At 73.3% G+C, this 19,090-nt stretch carries 20 protein-coding genes; 16 read left to right on the top strand and 4 right to left on the bottom strand.

What is annotated here, in order from left to right; translation table 11 throughout:
- Nucleotides 1–50: 50 nt before the first annotated feature.
- The 8 genes from ACIQGQ_RS18570 (at nt 51) to ACIQGQ_RS18605 (ending at nt 7,299) form a co-directional block, all read left to right on the top strand.
- Nucleotides 51–1,103, top strand: coding sequence for a segregation and condensation protein A (locus ACIQGQ_RS18570; RefSeq protein ID WP_402396989.1), 1,053 nt, complete (start codon nt 51–53; stop codon nt 1,101–1,103).
- A complete protein-coding gene (gene scpB, locus ACIQGQ_RS18575) occupies nt 1,100–1,747 on the top strand; it encodes an SMC-Scp complex subunit ScpB (protein ID WP_352280559.1) in 648 nt (215 codons plus the stop codon). The genes ACIQGQ_RS18570 and scpB overlap by 4 nt, the downstream gene beginning before the upstream one ends.
- Nucleotides 1,747–2,874, top strand: coding sequence for a pseudouridine synthase (locus ACIQGQ_RS18580; RefSeq protein ID WP_402396993.1), 1,128 nt, complete (start codon nt 1,747–1,749; stop codon nt 2,872–2,874). The genes scpB and ACIQGQ_RS18580 overlap by 1 nt, the downstream gene beginning before the upstream one ends.
- A gap of 135 nt (nt 2,875–3,009) precedes the next feature.
- Nucleotides 3,010–3,663 carry a nicotinamide riboside transporter PnuC gene (gene pnuC, locus ACIQGQ_RS18585; protein WP_402396996.1) on the top strand — a complete coding sequence of 218 codons (654 nt, stop codon included), beginning with the start codon at nt 3,010–3,012 and terminating at the stop codon, nt 3,661–3,663.
- The gene (locus ACIQGQ_RS18590) at nt 3,660–4,739 is read left to right on the top strand and encodes an AAA family ATPase (protein ID WP_402396999.1); all 1,080 of its coding nucleotides are present in this window, start codon (nt 3,660–3,662) and stop codon (nt 4,737–4,739) included. Before pnuC ends, ACIQGQ_RS18590 begins: the two co-directional genes overlap by 4 nt.
- Nucleotides 4,736–5,470, top strand: coding sequence for an NUDIX hydrolase (locus ACIQGQ_RS18595; protein ID WP_402397002.1), 735 nt, complete (start codon nt 4,736–4,738; stop codon nt 5,468–5,470). The genes ACIQGQ_RS18590 and ACIQGQ_RS18595 overlap by 4 nt, the downstream gene beginning before the upstream one ends.
- 2 nt (nt 5,471–5,472) lie before the next feature.
- Nucleotides 5,473–6,489, top strand: a complete 1,017-nt coding sequence (locus ACIQGQ_RS18600) for an ADP-ribosylglycohydrolase family protein (protein WP_402397687.1) — start codon at nt 5,473–5,475, stop codon at nt 6,487–6,489.
- A 3-nt stretch (nt 6,490–6,492) separates the two neighbouring features.
- Nucleotides 6,493–7,299: a DNA polymerase beta superfamily protein gene (locus ACIQGQ_RS18605; protein ID WP_402397005.1), complete on the top strand. Its 807-nt coding sequence runs from the start codon at nt 6,493–6,495 to the stop codon at nt 7,297–7,299.
- Between the two features lie 240 nt (nt 7,300–7,539).
- On the opposite strand, the gene ACIQGQ_RS18610 is transcribed toward ACIQGQ_RS18605, so the two are convergent.
- Nucleotides 7,540–8,244: a DNA polymerase beta superfamily protein gene (locus ACIQGQ_RS18610; protein ID WP_402397008.1), complete on the bottom strand. Its 705-nt coding sequence runs from the start codon at nt 8,242–8,244 to the stop codon at nt 7,540–7,542.
- 99 nt (nt 8,245–8,343) lie between these two features.
- On the opposite strand from ACIQGQ_RS18610, the gene ACIQGQ_RS18615 reads away from it, so the two are divergent.
- The 4 genes from ACIQGQ_RS18615 to der all read left to right on the top strand — a co-directional run bounded on the left by ACIQGQ_RS18615 (nt 8,344) and on the right by der (nt 12,456).
- Entirely contained in the window at nt 8,344–9,429 is a 1,086-nt protein-coding gene (locus ACIQGQ_RS18615; RefSeq protein WP_402397011.1) for a prephenate dehydrogenase, read from the top strand.
- Nucleotides 9,430–9,558: 129 nt separating this feature from the next.
- Nucleotides 9,559–10,260 carry a (d)CMP kinase gene (cmk, locus tag ACIQGQ_RS18620; protein WP_366300207.1) on the top strand — a complete coding sequence of 234 codons (702 nt, stop codon included), beginning with the start codon at nt 9,559–9,561 and terminating at the stop codon, nt 10,258–10,260.
- 74 nt (nt 10,261–10,334) lie between these two features.
- Nucleotides 10,335–10,922: a lysophospholipid acyltransferase family protein gene (locus ACIQGQ_RS18625; RefSeq protein WP_402397689.1), complete on the top strand. Its 588-nt coding sequence runs from the start codon at nt 10,335–10,337 to the stop codon at nt 10,920–10,922.
- A 64-nt stretch (nt 10,923–10,986) separates the two neighbouring features.
- Nucleotides 10,987–12,456: a ribosome biogenesis GTPase Der gene (gene der / locus ACIQGQ_RS18630; RefSeq protein ID WP_366300205.1), complete on the top strand. Its 1,470-nt coding sequence runs from the start codon at nt 10,987–10,989 to the stop codon at nt 12,454–12,456.
- 104 nt (nt 12,457–12,560) lie between these two features.
- On the opposite strand, the gene ACIQGQ_RS18635 is transcribed toward der, so the two are convergent.
- Together ACIQGQ_RS18635 and ACIQGQ_RS18640 are read right to left on the bottom strand one after the other, a co-directional pair.
- Nucleotides 12,561–12,923, bottom strand: coding sequence for a hypothetical protein (locus ACIQGQ_RS18635; protein WP_402397016.1), 363 nt, complete (start codon nt 12,921–12,923; stop codon nt 12,561–12,563).
- Nucleotides 12,924–13,063: 140 nt separating this feature from the next.
- On the bottom strand, nt 13,064–13,846 hold the full coding sequence (locus tag ACIQGQ_RS18640) for a hypothetical protein (protein ID WP_402397692.1): 783 nt from the start codon (nt 13,844–13,846) through the stop codon (nt 13,064–13,066).
- A gap of 375 nt (nt 13,847–14,221) precedes the next feature.
- Between ACIQGQ_RS18640 and ACIQGQ_RS18645 the strand changes: the two genes are divergently transcribed.
- From ACIQGQ_RS18645 to ACIQGQ_RS18660, 4 genes are all read left to right on the top strand, one after another.
- The gene (locus tag ACIQGQ_RS18645; protein WP_402397019.1) at nt 14,222–15,505 is read left to right on the top strand and encodes a glycosyltransferase family 4 protein; all 1,284 of its coding nucleotides are present in this window, start codon (nt 14,222–14,224) and stop codon (nt 15,503–15,505) included.
- Complete coding sequence (locus ACIQGQ_RS18650) at nt 15,502–16,350, top strand: transferase (RefSeq protein WP_402397022.1); 849 nt, start codon at nt 15,502–15,504, stop codon at nt 16,348–16,350. Before ACIQGQ_RS18645 ends, ACIQGQ_RS18650 begins: the two co-directional genes overlap by 4 nt.
- A 65-nt stretch (nt 16,351–16,415) precedes the next feature.
- On the top strand, nt 16,416–17,375 hold the full coding sequence (locus tag ACIQGQ_RS18655; RefSeq protein ID WP_402397025.1) for a helix-turn-helix transcriptional regulator: 960 nt from the start codon (nt 16,416–16,418) through the stop codon (nt 17,373–17,375).
- A gap of 356 nt (nt 17,376–17,731) precedes the next feature.
- A complete protein-coding gene (locus ACIQGQ_RS18660) occupies nt 17,732–17,947 on the top strand; it encodes an I78 family peptidase inhibitor (protein ID WP_352279318.1) in 216 nt (71 codons plus the stop codon).
- Between the two features lie 92 nt (nt 17,948–18,039).
- Here the strand turns inward: ACIQGQ_RS18660 and ACIQGQ_RS18665 are convergent, their stop codons facing one another.
- Nucleotides 18,040–19,041 carry a phosphatase PAP2 family protein gene (locus tag ACIQGQ_RS18665; protein ID WP_402397028.1) on the bottom strand — a complete coding sequence of 334 codons (1,002 nt, stop codon included), beginning with the start codon at nt 19,039–19,041 and terminating at the stop codon, nt 18,040–18,042.
- Nucleotides 19,042–19,090 lie beyond the last annotated feature (49 nt).

The raw sequence follows: 19,090 nt of genomic DNA on the forward strand, positions 1-19,090 counted from the left end.
CCCGTACGGGCCACGGCCCGCCGCCCGCATCCCCCCGCCCCTGGACCCTCATGCCGACGACCGACGAATCCGCCCGCGCCCGCCGCCGCCCCCTGGGGCGCGGTCCGGGCCCCGCGGCGGTGCCGGAACGGGACGATGAGGAGATCCGCGAGACCTCCGAGGCGCAGCAGGAACAAGAGGCGCCAGAGATGCCCGGGGCGCCCGGGGTGTCTGAGGCGCCTGCGGACCCTGAACCCCCCGAGGCGGCCGAACCCCCCGAGGCGCCCGCGCCCGCGTCCGGCCCGGACGGTGCCGACGGGCGGTTCACCGTCCGGCTGGCGAACTTCGAGGGGCCGTTCGACCTGCTCCTCCAGCTCATCGCCAAGCACAAGCTGGACGTGACCGAGGTCGCGCTCTCGAAGGTCACCGACGAGTTCATGGCGCACATCCGCGCGATGGGCCCGGACTGGGACCTCGACCAGACCACCGAGTTCCTGGTCGTCGCCGCGACCCTGCTCGACCTGAAGGCCGCCCGGCTGCTGCCCGCCGCCGAGGTGGAGGACGAGGCGGACCTCGCGCTGCTCGAAGCCCGGGACCTGCTCTTCGCCCGGCTGCTCCAGTACCGCGCGTACAAACGCATCGCGGACATCCTCAGCGAGCGGCTGGCCTCGGAGGAGCGGCGCTTCCCGCGCACCGTCGGGCTGGAGCCGCACCACGCGGAGCTGCTGCCCGAGGTGGTGATCGGCATCGGGGTGCGGCGGTTCGCCGAGCTGGCCGTGAAGGCGATGCAGCCGAAGGCCCCGCCCCAGGTGTACGTCGACCACATCCACGCACCGCTGGTCAGCGTGCGGGAGCAGGCCGGCATCGTGGTGGCGCGGCTGCGCGAGGCGGGCGAGGCCAGCTTCCGCGCGCTCACCGAGGACGCCCCGGACACCCTCACCGTCGTCGCCCGGTTCCTCGCGCTGCTGGAGCTGTACCGGGAGAAGGCCGTCGCGCTCGACCAGCCCGAGGCGCTCGGCGAGCTGCTGGTGCGCTGGGCCGGGGGAGAGGGAGCCGGGCCCGTGGTCACGGACGAGTTCGACAGCGAGGCGCGCGACGCCGAGGAGGAGGACGGGAAGGCATGAACCAGCAGGAGACGGGCGACCCCGCCGTCGCCGAGCTCGACCTCAAGCCCGCGCTGGAGGCCGTCCTCATGGTCGTCGACGAGCCCGCCACCGAGGAGCACCTCGCCAAGGTGCTGGAGCGGCCCCGCCGGGCCGTCGCCGACGCGCTGCGCGAGCTGGCCGACGACTACACCGTGCAGCGCCGGGGTTTCGAGCTGCGGCTGGTCGCGGGCGGCTGGCGCTTCTACACGCGGCCCGCGTACGCGGCGGCCGTGGAGCGCTTCGTCCTGGACGGCCAGCAGGCCAGGCTGACCCAGGCGGCGCTGGAGACCCTCGCGGTGGTCGCGTACCGCCAGCCGGTCAGCCGTTCCCGGGTCTCCGCGGTCCGCGGCGTGAACTGCGACGGGGTCATGCGGACCCTGCTCCAGCGGGGTCTGGTGCAGGAGGCGGGCACGGAACCCGAAACAGGTGCGATCCTGTACAGGACGACGAACTACTTTCTGGAGCGGATGGGCCTGCGTGGCCTGGATGAGCTCCCGGAGCTCGCGCCCTTCCTCCCCGAGGCGGACGCGATCGAGGCTGAGACGCTAGAGGGTGTGCCGTCGTTCGATCCGGACGCACCGGACACCCCGGATACCCACGCAGACGACAAGACGGAATTTTGATGCGAAGCAGTGGCAGGAACAGCGGAAGCGGCAACAGCGGCGGCCGGAGCGGCAGCGGCGCCGGCGGCGGCCGGAACCCCCGCGGCGCGGGCGCCGGGCGCGACGGCAGGCAGGAGCAGCGTCCCCGCCGCCCCCGCCCCGAGGAGCGCCGCTACGACGTGGGCTCCGGCGAGCAGGGCGGCGACGGCCCCCGCAAGGGCCGCGGCGCCGCGGCCCGGGGCGGCGCCAAGGGCGGCCCGCGCACCCCGCAGTCGGGTGGCGGCCGCAGCGGCGGCGGTGACCGGCGCCGCCAGGGCGCCCCGTCCCGCCCGCGCGAGCTCGACGCCAAGATCGAGCAGCGCAACCGGGACCGGTACGCGAACAAGCCCGAGATCAAGACGCCCCGGACGCACCCCGGCGCCGAGCAGGAGGGCGAGCGGCTGCAGAAGGTCCTCGCCCGCGCCGGCATGGGCTCGCGCCGGGCGTGCGAGGAGCTGATCGAGCAGGCCCGCGTCGAGGTCAACGGCGAGATCGTGGTCGAGCAGGGCATGCGCGTCGACGTGCACAAGGACGAGATCAAGGTCGACGGCCTGACCGTCGCCGCCCAGTCCTACCTGTTCTTCGCGCTGAACAAGCCGGCCGGGGTCGTCTCCTCGATGGAGGACCCGGACGGCCGCCAGTGCCTCGGCGACTACGTCACCAACCGTGAGACGCGGCTCTTCCACGTCGGCCGGCTGGACACCGAGACCGAGGGCATCATCCTGCTCACCAACCACGGCGAGCTGGCCCACCGCCTCACCCACCCCAAGTACGGGGTCAAGAAGACCTACCTGGCCGCCATCCAGGGCCCGCTCCCGCGTGACCTGGGCAAGCGGCTCAAGGACGGCATCCAGCTGGAGGACGGGTACGCCCGCGCCGACCACTTCCGGGTCGTCGAGAACACCGGGAAGAACTACCTGGTCGAGGTCACCCTCCACGAGGGCCGCAAGCACATCGTCCGCCGGATGCTCGCCGAGGCGGGCTTCCCGGTCGAGCGGCTCGTCCGCACCTCCTTCGGGCCGATCCCGCTGGGCGACCAGAAGTCCGGCTGGCTGCGCCGCCTCACCAACACCGAGGTCGGCATGCTGATGCGCGAGGTCGGTCTGTAACGACCGCCCGGCCGTCCGCCCCACGACCCGCGGCCGGTCCCTGTCCCCGAAATCCGGGACAGGGACCGGCCGCGGGTCTTTTCCCCGCCCCCTCCCCGCTTTATAGTCAGTATGACTATTAAGAAGGAGGCGGGCGTGAGTCTCGCGGAGTACCTCGATCCCCTGCAGCAACCCCTGGTAACGGTGCTCGGCACCCCGGTCAGCTGGACCGAGGTGCTCGGCTTCGGCAGCGGGGCGCTCTGCGTATGGCTCGTGGCCCGCCAGCACCTCGCCAACTGGCCGATCGGCATCGCCAACAACGTCTTCTTCATCCTGCTCTTCACCCAGTCCGGCCTGTACGCGGACGCCGGACTCCAGATCGTCTTCATCGCCCTCGCCGCCTACGGCTGGTGGACCTGGACCCACGGGGGTGGACCGGGCTCACCCGACCTGCCGGTGCGCCGCACCACGCGCACCGAGTGGGCCTGGCTGCTCGTGGCGGGGGCGGTGGGGACCCTCGCCCTCACCGTCCTGCTCGACCGCGCCACCGACTCGACCGTGCCCTTCTGGGACGCCCTGACGACCGCGCTCTCCCTGACGGCGACGTACGGGCAGTGCCGCAAGCTCGTCGAGTCCTGGTGGCTCTGGATCGCCGCCGACGTGGTGTACATCCCGCTCTACGCGTACAAGGAGCTCTATCTGACCTCGCTGCTGTACTGCGGCTTCCTGACGCTCTGCCTGATCGGCCTGCGCAACTGGCGCCGCGACCCGGCCGGGGAGCGGCGCGAGCCCGTGGGGGCGGCGGCATGAGGCGCTTCGGGCACGGGCTGGTCCTCGGCAAGTTCTACCCGCCGCACGCCGGCCACCACCACCTGGTCCGCACCGCGCGGGACCGCTGCGACCGGCTGACCGTGCTGGTCTGCGCCGCCTCCGTCGAATCCGTGCCGCTCGCCGACCGGGTGGCCTGGATGCGCGAGGCGCACCCGGACGTGACGGTCGTCGGCGCCGTCGACGACATCCGGATGGACGTCCACGACCCGGCGATCTGGGACGCGCACATGGCCGTCTTCACCGGGGCCGTCCCCGAACCGGTGGACGCCGTCTTCACCTCGGAGCCGTACGGGGACGAGCTGGGCCGCCGGTTCGGCGCCGCATCCGTCTGCGTCGACCCGGACCGCACCCGCTTCCCGGTCTCCGGCACCGCCGTCCGCCAGGACCCGGTCGGCTGCTGGGACTTCCTGGAGGCGCCGGTCCGGGCCGCCCTCACCCGCCGGGTCGTCGTGCTCGGCGCCGAGTCCACCGGCACCACGACCATGGCCCGCGACCTCACCCGGCACTACCGCGCCCGCGGCGGAGTCTGGGCGCGGACCGCCCGCGTCGACGAGTACGGGCGGGAGTTCAGCGAACGGAAGCTGGCCGCGCTCCGCTCCCGCCACCCCGGCGCCCAGTGGGAGGACGTCGTCTTCACCACCGATGACTTCCCGCTGATCGCCGAGGTCCAGAACGCCCGGGAGGAGGCCGCCGCGCGGACCGGCTCCCCGGTCCTCATCTGCGACACCGACTCCTTCGCCACCACCGTCTGGCACGAGCGCTACGTCGGCGGCCGCAACCCGCTCGTCGAGCGCACCGCCGACCGGATCGCCCACCACCTGTGGCTGCTCACCGACCACGAGGGCGTCGCCTTCGAGGACGACGGGCTGCGCGACGGCGAGGAGCTGCGCCCCTGGATGACCGACCGCTTCCGGGCCGAACTCACCCGTACCGGAAGGCGGTTCGTCGAACTCACCGGGACCCGCGAGGAACGCCTGGCCACCGCGGTCGCCGCCGTCGACGCGCTGCTCGCCGACAGCTGGCGGTTCGCCCCGCCCCTGCCGGAGAACCGGTGAACGCCCGCGCCCCCGAGGGCTACGACCCGCGCGCCTTCGAGCCCTTCGCGGTCACCGTCGACCTCGCCGTCTTCACCGTCCGGGGCGGCCGGCTGCACGTCCTGCTCGTCGAACGCGGCGAGGAGCCGTACCAGGGGCACTGGGCCCTGCCCGGCGGCTTCGTCCTGCCCCGCGAGTCCGCCGGGACGGCCGCCCGCCGGGAGCTCGCCGAGGAGACCGGGCTGACGGAGGGGGCCGTCAGCGCCTTCCACCTGGAGCAGCTGCGCACCTACAGCGAACCGGACCGCGACCCCAGGATGCGGGTCGTCTCGGTCGCCTACGCAGCCCTCGTGCCCGACCTGCCCGAACCGCGCGGCGGCGGGGACGCGGCCAGCGCCCGGTGGTGGGAGGCCGCCGACGCCGGCCCGCTCGCCTTCGACCACGACCGCATCCTCGCCGACGCCCACGAACGGATCGGCGCCCGGCTCGAATACAGCTGTCTGGCCACCGCCTTCTGCCCGCCCGAATTCACCCTGGGGGAACTCCAGCAGGTGTACGAGACGGTCTGGGGCGTCGAGCTGGACCGGCCCAACTTCCGGCGCAAGGTCCTCACCACGCCCGGCTTCGTCCAGGCCGTGGAAGGGGCCCCGCGCCGCACCGGCGGACGGGGAAAGCCGGCCGCGCTCTACCGGGCGGGTGCCGCCACCGCGCTGCACCCGCCGCTGCTGAGACCGGAAGGAAGAGACACGTGACCGTGACCAGGACCACCACCAAGCAGGCCGCCACCGGCGCGCTCACCGGGCTGGCGCTCGGCGACGCGCTGGGCTTCCCGACCGAGTTCAACAACGTGCCGTCGATCCTCGCGAAGTGCGGGCCCTGGCCCACCATGCGGCTGCCGGAGCCGGCCTTCGTCACCGACGACACCCAGATGACGCTGGCCCTGGCGCGCGGCATCCGCACCGCCATGGACCGGGGCCTGCTCACCGGTCCGCGGCTGGTCCGCCCGGTGCGCGAGGAGTTCGTCGACTGGTACCACTCGCCCGACAACAACCGTGCCCCCGGCCGCACCTGCATGACCGCCTGCCGGCTGCTCGACAGCGACCGGCTCTGGCAGGAGGCCAGCCAGACCGGCTCCAAGGGCTGCGGCGCCAACATGCGGGTCGCCCCGGTCGGCCTCGTACCCGGCCTGAGCGACGAACAGCGTTCCGGAGCGGCCCAGTTGCAGGCCGCCCTCACCCACGGCCACCCGACCGCGCTCGCCGCCTCCGACCTGACCGCCCGCGCCGTGCACCTGCTGGCGCGGGGCGCCGACCCGGCGGGCCTGCTCGGACAGCTGCGCTCCTACGCGTACGAGAACAGCGGCCGGTACCTCAGCCGCTGGCTCGGCGACCTCTGGCGGTACGCGGGCGACCCCTCGCCCGAGCGGTACATCCGGCGCGGCTGGGACGAATGCCTGACCGCCCTCGCCCGCGTCCAGGACGCGCTGCGCGACCCGTCCCCGGAGACCGACCCGTGCGAGCGGACCGGCGACGGCTGGATCGCCGAGGAGGCCCTGGCCACCGCCCTGCACTGCTTCCTCCTCTTCCCCGAGGACCCCGTCACCGCCCTCCGCCGCGCCGCCTGCACCCGGGGCGACTCGGACTCCCTGGCCTGCCTGACCGGCGCCTTCGCCGGGGCCCACCTGGGAGCGGCGGCCTGGCCCAAGGAGTGGGCGGAGCGGATCGAGTACCGGAGCGACCTGCTGGCCCTGGGGGCGCTCTGGGACGCTTGAGCCATGCGTACGAAGAACGAACGTCTCGACGGTGACCTCGGGGCGGCCGGACTGCCGGTCACGGATCTCGCCCCGGTCGTCGCCGGGGAGCGCCACCCTTTGCTGTTCGCCACGGTCTCGGGGGCGCATCTGTACGGGTTCCCCTCCGCGGACTCGGACGTGGACCTCCGGGGGGTCCATCTCCTGCCCGCGGCGGACCTCGTGGGGCTGCGCGACGCCGAGGAGACGTGCTCGCGGATGTGGGACGCGGACGGCGTCGAGATGGATCTCGTCACCCACGACCTGCGGAAGTTCGTCCGGCTGATGCTGAAGCCGAACGGCTATGTGCTGGAGCAGTTGCTCTCGCCGCTGGTCGTGCACACGGGCGGGACCCACGCGGAGCTGGCGGCCCTGGCACCGGGCGTGCTCACCCGCCACCACGCCCACCACTACCGGGGCTTCGCGGGCACCCAGTGGCGGCTCTTCGAGAAGACCGGCGAACTGAAACCGCTGCTCTACACGTTCCGGGCCCTGCTCACCGGGATCCATCTGATGCGCCGCGGCGAGGTGCTGGCCCACCTGCCGACCCTCCTCGGGGAGGTCGCGGAGGCCCCGTCCTACCTGCCCGGTCTGATCGAGGCGAAGGCAGCGGCCGAGCACGGGGGAGCGGAGGAGGCGGTCGGTGTCCGGGCGGCCCGGGACGTCGAGGCGCTGCACGAGGTGCTGGACCGGGCCCGGGTCGCCTCACGGCTCCCGGAGACCGCGGGCGGGTTCGATGCCCTCCACGATCTCGTGGTGCGGGCGAGGCTGGGAGGCCAGGACAGCCCTTAGCCAGGCCCTGTCTTCAAACTGCCGTCTGCCGTGCGGCCCGGCCTCCGGCCGGACGACGGCACCTTGAAGACAGGTCCTAGGGGGTGTCTGACAAATGCCTGCGGCGTCGCGGGGTCCGGCACGCACGCTCGCGGCGTTGCCGAACCGCCCACGTGGCTCCGCCACGCAGTCGCCCCGGCGCCTTGCGATCGCACGCACCGGACCCCGCTCCTTCACCCGCACTCATTTATCAGACACCCCCTAGCACCCGTCGGGCCAGGACGCCGAGGCCCGGCGGGTGCGGACCAGGAAGTCCTCCACCCGGGCCCGGTCCGGCTCGGGCGGGAGCGGGGAGTCCCGGACCGCCTCGTCGTTCCGCTCGGTGAGGCGGTTCATCCGGTGTTCCACCTCCGCCCACGGCACCTCGCCCCGCTTCACCGCCAGCAGCTCCTCGCGGGCCGCGCCCACCTCGATCGTGAGCGCCCCGGTGCGCAGCAGGTCCAGGCAGGAGGCCAGCAGGCGCAGCAGATGCATGGCGTGCTTCCAGCGCGGCGCCCCGTACCGCCGTACGTCGGCCTCCAGCTTCCGGCGCTGGCCGGCGGCGTAGCGCACGAAGGTCTGGTGGGCCTGCCTGGAGAGGAAGGCGCCGCGCAGGGCGAGCAGCTCCCGGCCCACCGCGTCGGCATGATCCACCAGCGGCGAGTGCAGGCACTCCAGCACATTGGGATTGGCCCGCAGCGCCAGCTCGCAGAACCGCTCCAGCTCCCAGGAGAACTGCTCCGGGGCAGGGCCCTCGACATGGGTCGGCGGCTTCTCGAAGCGCCAGAACAGCGGGGTCGGCGCGAGGAACACCCCGCGCCGGTCGGTGTCGCTCCCCTCGGTGGCCAGCCCGAAGGCGCGCGAGCCCATCACACAGGAGTAGACCGTGTGGTCGCGTACGAGGGCCTCGGGGCCGGGAGTGATCATGCCGGGGAGCGTACGGGAGCGGAAACGGCTTGCGCCGGGGATTACGGCCAGCCCTTAGGCTGACGGGTAACACCACCGCACCCGCAAGGACATCGCCCAGTGAGAACCGCCGTCGTCATCGGAACGGGCCTTGTCGGCACGTCCGCGGCCCTCGCCCTCGCCGGGCGCGGCATCCAGGTCCACCTCCGCGACCACGACCCCGGCTCGGTCCGCACCGCGGCCGCGCTGGGCGCGGGCACGGGCGAGGCGCCCCAGGAGCGGGTGGACCTGGCGATCGTCGCCGTGCCGCCCGCCCATGTGGCCCCGGTGCTCGCCGACGCCGTACGGGAGGGCGTGGCCCGCGGCTACCTGGACGTCGCCAGCGTGAAGGGCGGCCCGCGGCGCGAGCTGGAGGCCCTCGGCCTCGACCTCACGCACTACATCGGCACGCACCCCATGGCGGGCAAGGAGCGGTCGGGCCCGCTCGCCGCGAGCGCGGATCTGTTCGAGGGGCGGCCCTGGGTCCTCACACCGACCCGGGACACCGACACCGAGGTGCTCAACCTGGCCCTGGAGCTGGTCGCGCTCTGCCGCGCCGTCCCGGTCGTGATGGACGCCGACGCGCACGACCGGGCCGTCGCCCTCGTCTCCCACACCCCGCAGCTGATCTCGTCGATGGTCGCCGCCCGGCTGGAGGAGGCCGACGAGACCGCCGTACGCCTCTGCGGGCAGGGCATCAGGGACGTCACCCGGATCGCCGCCTCGGACCCCCGGATGTGGGTGGAGATCCTCGCCGCCAACCCCGGCCCGGTCGCCGACGTGCTGGCCGGGGTCGCCGCCGACCTGGAGGAGACGGTACGGGCGCTGCGCGGCCTGGAGTCCGCCGACGACGACCGCCGCCGCGCGGGCACCGAGGGCATCGAGGACGTCCTTCGGCGCGGCAACGCGGGCCGGGTCAGGGTGCCCGGCAAGCACGGCACCGCTCCCACCGCCTACGAGACGGTCTCCGTGCTCATCAGCGACCGGCCGGGCGAGCTGGCCGGGATCTTCGCCGACGCCGGGCGGGCCGGGGTCAACGTCGAGGACGTGCGGATCGAGCACGCCACCGGGCAGCAGGCCGGTCTGGTGCAGCTGATGGTCGAGCCGAGCGCGGCCCCCGGGCTGAGCGCCGCGCTGTGCGAGCGCGGCTGGTCGATACGGCAGTAGGCCCGGGGCGCCGGGGCCGGGGCGCCGGTTGTCCACAGGGGTGACCGGGCCCGCCCCGACACTCGGTAACCTTGTTCGGGGCGGGGTTCGCACACGCCCTCGTCCCGCCCACCCCGTGTACTCAGGAAGGTGTCCACCACCGTGGAAACCCGTACGGCCCCGGCCGCAGTGATCGTCGCCATCGACGGGCCCTCCGGCACCGGCAAGTCGAGCACGTCCAAGGCCGTCGCCGCACAGCTCGGCCTGAGCTACCTGGACACCGGCGCCCAGTACCGGGCGATCACCTGGTGGATGCTGAACAACGGCATCGACGTGCAGGACGCGGCGGAGGTGGCGACCGCGGCCGCCAAGCCGGTCATCGTCTCCGGCACGGACCCCGCCGCCCCCACGATCACCGTCGACGGCGAGGACGCCTCGGGCCCGATCCGCACCCAGGAGGTCACCTCCAGGGTCAGCGCCGTCAGCGCCGTCCCCGAGGTGCGCACCCGGATCACCGAGCTCCAGCGCACCATCGCCGCCGCGGCCGAGCGGGGCATCGTCGTGGAGGGCCGGGACATCGGTACGACCGTGCTGCCCGACGCCGACCTGAAGATCTTCCTCACCGCCTCCCCGGAGGCCCGCGCCGCCCGGCGCAGTGCCGAGGTCAAGGGCTCCGACCTGGCCGCCACCAAGGAGGCCCTGATCAAGCGGGACGCGGCCGACTCCGGCCGCAAGACCTCCCCGCTGGCCAAGGCGGGCGACGCCGTGGAGGTGGACACCACCGAGCTGAGCCTCCAGCAGGTCATCGAGTGCGTCGTCACCCTCGTCGAGGAGAAGCGGGCCTCCCGGTGACCGGAGCCGCCCAGGGCTCGTCGTCCCCCTCGCCGCGCGGCGCGGCGGTCGGGCGCGGCATCGGCATCGGGCTGATGTACGGGCTCTGGAAGCCCCGCGTGCTCGGCGCGTGGCGGGTCCCGGCCTCCGGACCCGTCATACTCGCGGTGAACCACGCGCACAACATCGACGGTCCGATGCTGATGGGCACCGCGCCCAGGCCCGTCCACTTCCTGATCAAGAAGGAGGCGTTCGTCGGTCCGCTGGACCCGTTCCTGCGTGGGATCGGCCAGCTGAAGGTGGACCGTACGACCGTCGACCGCACCGCCGTCACCGACGCCCTCGGCGTGCTGGAGGGCGGCGGGGTCCTCGGGATCTTCCCCGAGGGCACCAGGGGCGAGGGCGACTTCGCCTCCCTGCGGGCCGGGCTGGCGTACTTCGCGGTGCGCAGCGGGGCGCCGATCGTGCCCGTGGCCGTCCTGGGAAGCACCGAGCGGCGCGGACGGTTGATATCGGCGTTGCCGCCGCTGCGCAGCCGGGTCGACGTCGTCTTCGGGGACGCCTTCGAGGCCGGGGACGGCAGCGGGCGGCGTACGCGCAAGGCGCTGGACGAGGCGACGGTACGGATCCAGGGGCGGCTGACCGCCCACCTGGACGAGGCCAGGCGCTTCACCGGGCGTTAAGTAAGACTTGAGTAGTGGGCCGCCTGTTCGCGGCCCATCGATGATGCAAAGAGGAACGGACTTCATGAACGACCAGATTCACTCCGACGGCTCGGACCATGAGCACGGAGCACTTGGCGACGCCGAGTACGCGGAGTTCATGGAGCTCGCCGCGGAGGAGGGCTTCGACCTCGAAGAGGTCGAGGGTGCCATCGACGAGGCCGGACACGGGCCGCTGCCCGTCCTCGCCGTCGTCGGCCGCCCCAATGTCGGCAAGTCGACACTGGTGAACCGGATCATCGGCCGCCGCGAGGCCGTCGTCGAGGACAAGCCCGGTGTCACCCGCGACCGCGTCACCTACGAGGCGGAGTGGGCGGGCCGCCGCTTCAAGGTCGTCGACACCGGCGGCTGGGAGCAGGACGTGCTGGGCATCGACGCCTCCGTCGCCGCCCAGGCCGAGTACGCGATCGAGGCGTCCGACGCGGTCGTCTTCGTGGTCGACTCGACCGTCGGCGCGACCGACACCGACGAGGCCGTCGTCAAGCTGCTCCGCCGGGCCGGCAAGCCGGTCGTGCTCTGCGCCAACAAGGTGGACGGGCAGAGCGGCGAGGCCGACGCCACGGCGCTCTGGTCGCTGGGTCTCGGCGAGCCGCACCCGGTCTCCTCGCTGCACGGCCGCGGCACCGGCGACCTGCTCGACGCCGTGCTCGAAGCGCTCCCGGAGGCCCCGGCGCAGCGCTTCGGCAACGTGGTCGGCGGCCCGCGCCGGATCGCGCTCATCGGCCGCCCCAACGTCGGCAAGTCCTCGCTGCTGAACAAGGTGGCCAACGAGGACCGCGTCGTCGTCAACGAGCTCGCGGGCACCACCCGCGACCCGGTCGACGAGCTGATCGAGCTCGGCGGCATCACCTGGAAGTTCATCGACACGGCCGGTATCCGCCGCCGCGTCCACCTCCAGGAGGGTGCCGACTACTACGCCTCGCTGCGCACCGCCGCCGCCGTGGAGAAGGCCGAGGTCGCCGTCGTCCTGATCGACTCCTCCGAGACGGTCAGCGTCCAGGACCAGCGCATCATCACCATGGCCGTGGAGGCCGGGCGCGCCCTGGTCATCGCCTACAACAAGTGGGACAAGCTCGACGAGGAGCGCCGCTACTACCTGGAGCGCGAGATCGAGACGGAGCTGGCGCAGGTCGCGTGGGCCCCGCGGGTCAACGTCTCCGCCTCCACCGGCCGCCACATGGAGAAGCTCGTCCCGGCGATCGAGACCGCGCTCGCCAGCTGGGAGACCCGTATCCCCACCGGCCGGCTCAACGCCTTCCTCGGTGAGATCGTCGCGTCCCACCCGCACCCCGTCCGCGGCGGCAAGCAGCCCCGGATCCTCTTCGGCACCCAGGCGGGCACCAAGCCGCCGCGGTTCGTCCTGTTCTCCTCCGGCTTCCTGGAGCACGGCTACCGCCGGTTCGTCGAGCGTCGGCTGCGCGAGGAGTTCGGCTTCGAGGGCACCCCGATCCACATCTCCGTGCGGGTCCGCGAGAAGCGCGGCCGCAAGAAGTAGCGCCCCGGCCCGGGATCTCCGGGCCCATGACGGAGCCCCGGGCCCGCCTCGTACGAGAGGCGGGCCCGGGGCTCCGTCATGACAGCGGGCCGGGGCCCGGGGGATCAGGTGGACCGCGAACCCGGCGGCAGGGCCGCCGGACGGGCGCGTCCGGAATGCCGCCCCACCCGCTGCCAGGCGCCGGGGCCGCCGCTCTGCGCACCGGGACCGCCGCCGCCGCCGATCCCGGCCCCGCCGATCCCGCCGGTCACGGCGAGCCCGGTGGAGAACCCGGCGGAGTGACCGGAGTGGCCGCTCGCCGGGAGACGGCTGCCGAAGAGCCCGAGGCCGAAGGCCATGAAGCCGAGGTTCTCCTCACCGCTCCGATCCCCCGGCAGAGCCCGGAACGACCGCCGGTACTCGGTGTACAGCGCGTCGTAGATCGGGGTCTGGGACGGACCACCCGAAGGGTCCTGCGAGGGCCGCATGGCAGGAATCGGGGTCGGGCGCTGGTGGGAGGAGTCGTATGAGTGCACGTATCTGCCAACGATGTCGCTCTCCGTCGGATGCGGGCCCGGCGGAGAAATCGCGGTGCGGCGCCGACGGCGCGGAAGCTCGCCCGACACGATCAGGTCCCGGCCAGCGGCATCGCGGCGGCGACCAGCAGTCCCTCCGCCGCGGCCTTGTCCAGCGCGTCGCGCATCAGGTCCTCGCGGGGCTGCTGGCCGATCGTCCCGGCGGGGGCGGCGTAGACCAGCACGGTCTGCGACTTGCCCGCCGCCGTGCGCCAGCCCTCGGTGACCTGGAGCGGCGTATGGGCCTGCCACCACGCGACCGGGGCGCCGCCGTCCGTGCCCGGCTGGAGCACGGCGTGCAACTGGCCCATGGCGAGCAGGATCGACCAGCCGGGCAGCGCGGCGGGCCTCTCCTCCATCCGGTGGACCGAGTGGAAACCCTGCTCCACCAGCAGCTGGAGGAACTCGTCGCCCTGGCTGCCGTCCGTGCCCGGCCGGGCGATCGCGCCGGTCGGCTCGACGACGAGGGCCGGGTGGAGGTCGCCGTCGATCAGGACGAGGCCGCTGGTGATGCCGAGTACGGCCTGCCCGCCGGGGATGTTCTGCGGGAGCGCCGCGCCGCCGTGCTCGTCGCCGGTGATGCTGCGCACCGCGCCCTGCAGCTGGTCCTCGGCGACCTGGACGACCTGCGAGGGGATGCACGTCGCATGGGCGAAGGCGAGGACCGCCGTCTCGTCGCCGACGAAGAGCACGGTGCTGGTGCGCTCCTGCTCGGAGTTGCCGGGGGTGCGGCAGGAGGTGCAGTCGTAGCTGCCCGGGGCGCTGTCCCCGGCCAGCAGCCGGTCGGCTTCGGTATCGCCGATCTCGGCGCGTACGTCCTCGCTGACGTCGAGCATGCGCGGCACGGGTGGCTCCTCGAACTCGGTGCGTGCGCCGGGCGGTTCCCGGCTCATGGATATGACAACGGGAGATCCACGGCCGGGGTCACGCGGTAAAGGGAACGTAATCGAACCAGCCGGTGCGGAGAGTGAATATCCGGCTCCGGAAGGGTGTTTGATCCCTGTCTGTGCAGGTTCGGTAGGAGCGCGGCGCAGCCGGTGTGGTCGACTCGCCGACGCGCTCGGGCCCCAATACGGCGACATAGCCGGAAAGTTGACGAGTCTATATTTGGCCGGATCTCGTCACTCCTGGAGTGAACCGTCCGTCGGCCCGTGCCGTCCTGCCCAGTGCAGCCCGCAGCTGATCAGCCGAACCGGGAGATATCGCGCTATATGCACATTTCCTTCCTGCTCCACAACGCCTACGGGGTCGGGGGCACGATCCGTACGACGTTCAACCTCGCCGGGGAACTGGCCGGGCACCACGACGTCGAGATCGTCTCGGTCTTCCGCCACCGTGACGTGCCGGCGCTGGGGGCTCCCGAGGGGGTGCGCATGAGCCACCTCGTCGATCTCCGGAAGAAGAGCCCCGCGTACGACGGCGACGCCGCCGACTACGCCCGCCCGGCGGCCGTCTTCCCGCGCGGTGACAGCCGGTACCGGCAGTACAGCAGGCTCAGCGACGCACGGATCGCGGAGCATCTGCGGTCCCTGGAGGCGGACGTCGTGGTCGGCACCCGGCCGGGGCTCAACGTGCACATCACCCGGCAGGCCCGCCGCGGCCCGGTCCTGATCGGCCAGGAGCACCTCACCCTCGACAGCCACGGCTACCGGCTCCGCCGCGAGATCGGGCACCGGTACGCCCTGCTCGACGCGATCACCACCGTCACCGAGGCCGACGCCCGCGCCTACCGGGCCGGGTTCAGACTGCCCGGCGTACGGATCGAGGCCATCCCCAACAGCGTGCCCGCACCGGCCGTCGCCCCCGCCGACGGCGACCGCAAGTGGGTGATCGCCGCGGGCCGGCTGCACAAGGTCAAGCGGTACGACCTGCTCGTGCGGGCCTTCGCCGACGTGGTCGCCGTCCGCCCGGACTGGCGGCTGCGCATCTACGGAGCCGGCGACGCCACCGGCGACGAACGGCGCACCCTGCTCGATCTCGTCGCCGAACTCGGCCTGCACGAGCACGTGCTCCTGATGGGCCCGGTCAACCCGCTGGAGGCCGAATGGCCCAAGGGGTCGATCGCCGCCGTGACCTCGGACCGCGAGTCCTTCGGGATGACCATCGTCGAGGCGATGCGCTGCGGACTGCCGGTCGTCGCCACCGACTGCCCGCACGGCCCCCGCGAGATCATCGACGACGGCACCGACGGCCGCCTGGTGCCCGTGGGGGACCGGGCCGCGGTCACCGACGCCCTGCTCGGCCTGATCCAGGACGACGAGGCGCGCCACCGCGCGGGGCGTGCCGCGCTGACGGCCTCGCGGCGGTTCGACCCGGCGACGATCGCCGAACGCCACGAACGGCTCTTCACCGAACTCGCCTCGCGCGGTCCGCGCGACCGCTCGCACGGCGCGCTGAGCACCACCCTGCACCGCGCCCGGGGCACCGTACTCGACGGGGCGTACGCACTGCGCTACAAGGCGGCCGCCGTGATTCGCAAGGGGAAGACCGCATGACCGCCACCACCGGGCGACGAGCCCCCCGGGCCGACTGCGCCGTGACGTCCGACGGCCGGATCACCTTCGACCTCGACACCCGCGGCGCCGGGCACGGCACCGCGTCCGAACTGCTGCTCCGGCTGCGCGGCGCCAAGGGGCCGGACGCCCGCACCGTACGGCTGCCGCTCGACCCGCTGGACGACGGGCGGCTGCGTGCCGTGCTGCCCGCGGACGCGGAGTACGCCGAGGGCCGCTGGGACGTCCACCTGCGGGAACCGGACGCGGGCGACGACGGGGCGGTGGCCGTCGAGCCCGGTGTCCGGGACCTGCGCCGGCTCGTCGACCCCGCCCCGGGGGCCGGGCGCGTCGCGGTCCGCATCCCGTACCCGACGCTCGACGGCCGGCTCGCGGTCCGCTGCTGGCTGCGCGCACCGCACGCCGAGGCCGGGGCGGTGACCCTCGACGGGGCCGCGATGACCGTCCGGGGCCGGCTGCACGGGGCGCGGCCGGAGGACGGCGCCCATGTCGAGGCCCGGCAGCCCGGGGCCGGGGGACGGGTGCTGAGGGTGCCGGCCGCCCCCGGTGACGAGGACGGCGCCTTCGCCTTCACGCTCCCGCTGGACCGGCTGGCCGACGGCCCCGTCACCGCCCCGCAGCTCTGGACGCTCTGGCTGCTCCCCGGGACGGCGGAGGGCGGCCCGGACGGGGGTGTACGGATCTCCCGCATCCTCGACGACATCTGGGACCGCAAGAAGATCCACGTCTATCCCGGCCGCAGCGCGGGCCCGGGCGTCCGGGCCACCCCCTGCTACACCACCGACAACGACCTCTGCGTACGGCTCGAACCGGAGCCGGCCGGCTGAGCCCACCCCGTGCGGGACCGGGCTTGCGGACACCACCTGTCCGCAAGCCCTGGCAGACTCGCCCCATGCTGGAGACCTCGGCACGACTGCTGCGTCTGCTCTCACTGCTCCAGGCCCACCGCGAATGGTCCGGGCCCGATCTCGCCGAACGCCTCGGGGTCACCCCGAGAACCGTCCGGCGCGACGTCGACAAGCTGCGCGAACTGGGCTACCCGGTGCACGCCAGCCCGGGCACCGGCGGCGGCTACCAGCTCGGCGCCGGTGCCCGGCTGCCGCCGCTGCTCCTGGACGACGAGGAGGCCGTCGCCGTCGCGGTCGGTCTGCGCACCGCGGCGGGCCACGGCGTCGAGGGCATCGGCGAGACCTCCGTACGGGCCCTGGGCAAGCTCGAACAGGTGCTGCCGGACCGGCTGAGGCGCCGGGTGAACGCGCTGAACACCTTCACCGTGCCGATGCTGCGCGGGCCCGCCGGCCCGGTCGCCGACGCGGGCGTGCTCACCGAACTCGCCGGGGCCTGCCGGGACGCCGAACGGCTGCGCTTCGCGTACCGCGACCACTCCGGCTCCGTCTCCCGGCGCGCCGTCGAGCCGCACCGGCTGGTCTGCACCGAGCGGCGCTGGTACCTCGTCGCCTGGGACCTGGACCGGGCCGACTGGCGTACGTTCCGGGTGGACCGGATCACCCCCACCCCGCCGCACGGCCCGAGGTTCGTCCCCCGCGAGGGCCCCGCCGAGGACCTGGCCGCCTACGTCTCGAAGGGTGTCTCCATCGGGGCGTACCCGGACCGCGCGGTGATCCGGCTGAAGGCGGGGATCGACCGCGCGGCCGAGCGGATCTCGCCCTCGGCCGGAGTGCTGGAGGCGGTCGACGCCGACACCTGCCTGCTGCACACCGGGGCGCACGGCGTGGAGGTCCTGATCATCCACGCGATGATGACGGGCTTCGACTTCGAGGTGGTCGAACCCCCGGAGCTGCGGGGCGCGATCCGGGAGCTCCGGGACCGGCTCTCCCGGGCCCTGGACTGAGCGCGCCCCCGGCCGCCGCTTCGGTACGAAATATTGTGACCAGAGGATAAGGGTGCCATAAGGAAGCGTGAATTCCCGGCGACCCGCTCCTTTACGAAGGCCGTTCGGGCCGGAAATTCCCGGAGCCGGACACCGGGTATTCCGATCCGATTTCCGGCCCTGCAGGTGATCGTTCTCCGGCTTGTGTGATTACTGTGTGTCCGATGTCCGGGGAGCGTGTCCGGGCGGGGTGATCCGTACGGCACACGTGTCGTGATCCTGTGACACAAGCGTGACCGGCGAGGGATGCGGGGATGCCGGTCGGCGGGGGAGGCTCCGGCTACCGCCACCGGCCGAACCGGCCTACGGTGAAGGGCATGGCACCCATACCGACCCCGCCCGCCCAGCCCGACGACGCCCCCGGGCAGTACGTCGGCCTCGCCGCCGACGCCGCCGAGCGGCGCGCCCGCAGCCGTGGCTGGACCACCGTCAGATCCCTGCCGCCGGGGACGGTCGTCACGATGGAGTTCCGCAGCGGACGGATCAACTTCGAGGTCGACGGCGCCGTCGTCACCCGCTGCTGGCTCGGCTGAGCGGCGTTCGCCCCGGCACATGAGGAAGGCCCCGACCGGAGTCGGGGCCTTCTCGTTGCCCGGGGGAGCGTACCGGCCCCGGGTGGCGGGGCTCAGCCGCCGGCCACCGGCCGGGCCGGGGTGGTGCCGCCGCGCGGTGTGCGGTCCGCGTGCGGCGGGCGGCGGCTGCCCGCCGGGGTGACCGGAGGCCGTTCCGAGCGCGCCAGATGCGGTGCGTGCGCCCGCGGACGTCCGCCCGCGGCCACCGGCTCCGGCGCCAGGCTCCGTACGGGGATCTCGCCGCCGTCCTGCTGCGGCAGCGCCACGGTCCGGGGGCCGCCGGCCGTGACCGGCGCTCCTGCGGGGGACGGGACGGGGGCGGGGCGGCCCAGCCCCAGGAGCTCGCGCTGGTTGAAGATCCAGGCCTCGGCCCGGGTGATCAGCGGCTCCACCCAGGGCAGCCCCAGCATGATCAGCAGCCCGGCGGCCCAGCCCAGCAGGACGTCGCTCAGCCAGTGCGTACCGAGATAGACGGTGGTGAGGCCGACGCCGAGCGAGACGATGGCCGACATCGCCGAGAGATACCGCCGGGCCCTCGGCGTGGTGGCCAGATAGGCGAGGATTCCCCAGGTCACCACCGCGTTCGCGGTGTGCCCGGAGGGAAATATGTCGCCGCCGGCGAAGAGCTCGGCGGAGCCGATCTGGGTCGCGTAGTGCGGACCGAGGCGCCCCAGGCCGATCTTGACCGCGCCGACCGTCACATTGAGCAGCAGCAGCGCGGCGGCCAGCGTCAGCAGCGGCCGCAGCGTGTGCTGCCGCCAGGAGCGCCAGCCGAGCCAGCAGGCCACCATCGTGGCGGTGGGCCCGCGCTGGCCGAGCACGACGTAGTAGTCGAGGAACGCGTGGATCTCCGGCCACTGCTGGTACGGCCGGAACAGCATGACCTTCCAGTCCAGGGTCACCAGCCAGGACGAGACCAGCACGGCCACGACGATGGCGATATAGAACGCCAACGTCCCGCCGAAGAGTGCGATGCGGTGACGGCTCATCCGCGGCGGCTCTATCTTCGGCGGCTCCGGCTCCCGGTCCAGCCGGGCAAAGATGTCGGTACGCACCCAATCGACGTTACAGCGAGTTAGTGCAGGACCAGGGCGTTCCGGTCTC

The organism is Streptomyces sp. NPDC092952 (genome assembly GCF_044754785.1).
Classification (GTDB): Bacteria; Actinomycetota; Actinomycetes; order Streptomycetales; family Streptomycetaceae; genus Streptomyces.

Excerpts from the sequence above, each read along its gene's own strand:
- ACIQGQ_RS18570 (WP_402396989.1), top strand. The coding sequence starts at position 51 with ATGCCGACGACCGACGAATCCGCCCGCGCCCGCCGCCGCCCCCTGGGG.
- scpB (WP_352280559.1), top strand. The coding sequence starts at position 1,100 with ATGAACCAGCAGGAGACGGGCGACCCCGCCGTCGCCGAGCTCGACCTC.
- ACIQGQ_RS18580 (WP_402396993.1), top strand. The coding sequence starts at position 1,747 with ATGCGAAGCAGTGGCAGGAACAGCGGAAGCGGCAACAGCGGCGGCCGG.
- ACIQGQ_RS18590 (WP_402396999.1), top strand. The coding sequence starts at position 3,660 with ATGAGGCGCTTCGGGCACGGGCTGGTCCTCGGCAAGTTCTACCCGCCG.
- ACIQGQ_RS18605 (WP_402397005.1), top strand. The coding sequence starts at position 6,493 with ATGCGTACGAAGAACGAACGTCTCGACGGTGACCTCGGGGCGGCCGGA.
- ACIQGQ_RS18610 (WP_402397008.1), bottom strand. The coding sequence starts at position 8,244 with ATGATCACTCCCGGCCCCGAGGCCCTCGTACGCGACCACACGGTCTAC.
- ACIQGQ_RS18625 (WP_402397689.1), top strand. The coding sequence starts at position 10,335 with ATGTACGGGCTCTGGAAGCCCCGCGTGCTCGGCGCGTGGCGGGTCCCG.
- der (WP_366300205.1), top strand. The coding sequence starts at position 10,987 with ATGAACGACCAGATTCACTCCGACGGCTCGGACCATGAGCACGGAGCA.
- ACIQGQ_RS18635 (WP_402397016.1), bottom strand. The coding sequence starts at position 12,923 with ATGCGGCCCTCGCAGGACCCTTCGGGTGGTCCGTCCCAGACCCCGATC.
- ACIQGQ_RS18640 (WP_402397692.1), bottom strand. The coding sequence starts at position 13,846 with ATGCTCGACGTCAGCGAGGACGTACGCGCCGAGATCGGCGATACCGAA.
- ACIQGQ_RS18645 (WP_402397019.1), top strand. The coding sequence starts at position 14,222 with ATGCACATTTCCTTCCTGCTCCACAACGCCTACGGGGTCGGGGGCACG.
- ACIQGQ_RS18650 (WP_402397022.1), top strand. The coding sequence starts at position 15,502 with ATGACCGCCACCACCGGGCGACGAGCCCCCCGGGCCGACTGCGCCGTG.
- ACIQGQ_RS18655 (WP_402397025.1), top strand. The coding sequence starts at position 16,416 with ATGCTGGAGACCTCGGCACGACTGCTGCGTCTGCTCTCACTGCTCCAG.
- ACIQGQ_RS18660 (WP_352279318.1), top strand. The coding sequence starts at position 17,732 with ATGGCACCCATACCGACCCCGCCCGCCCAGCCCGACGACGCCCCCGGG.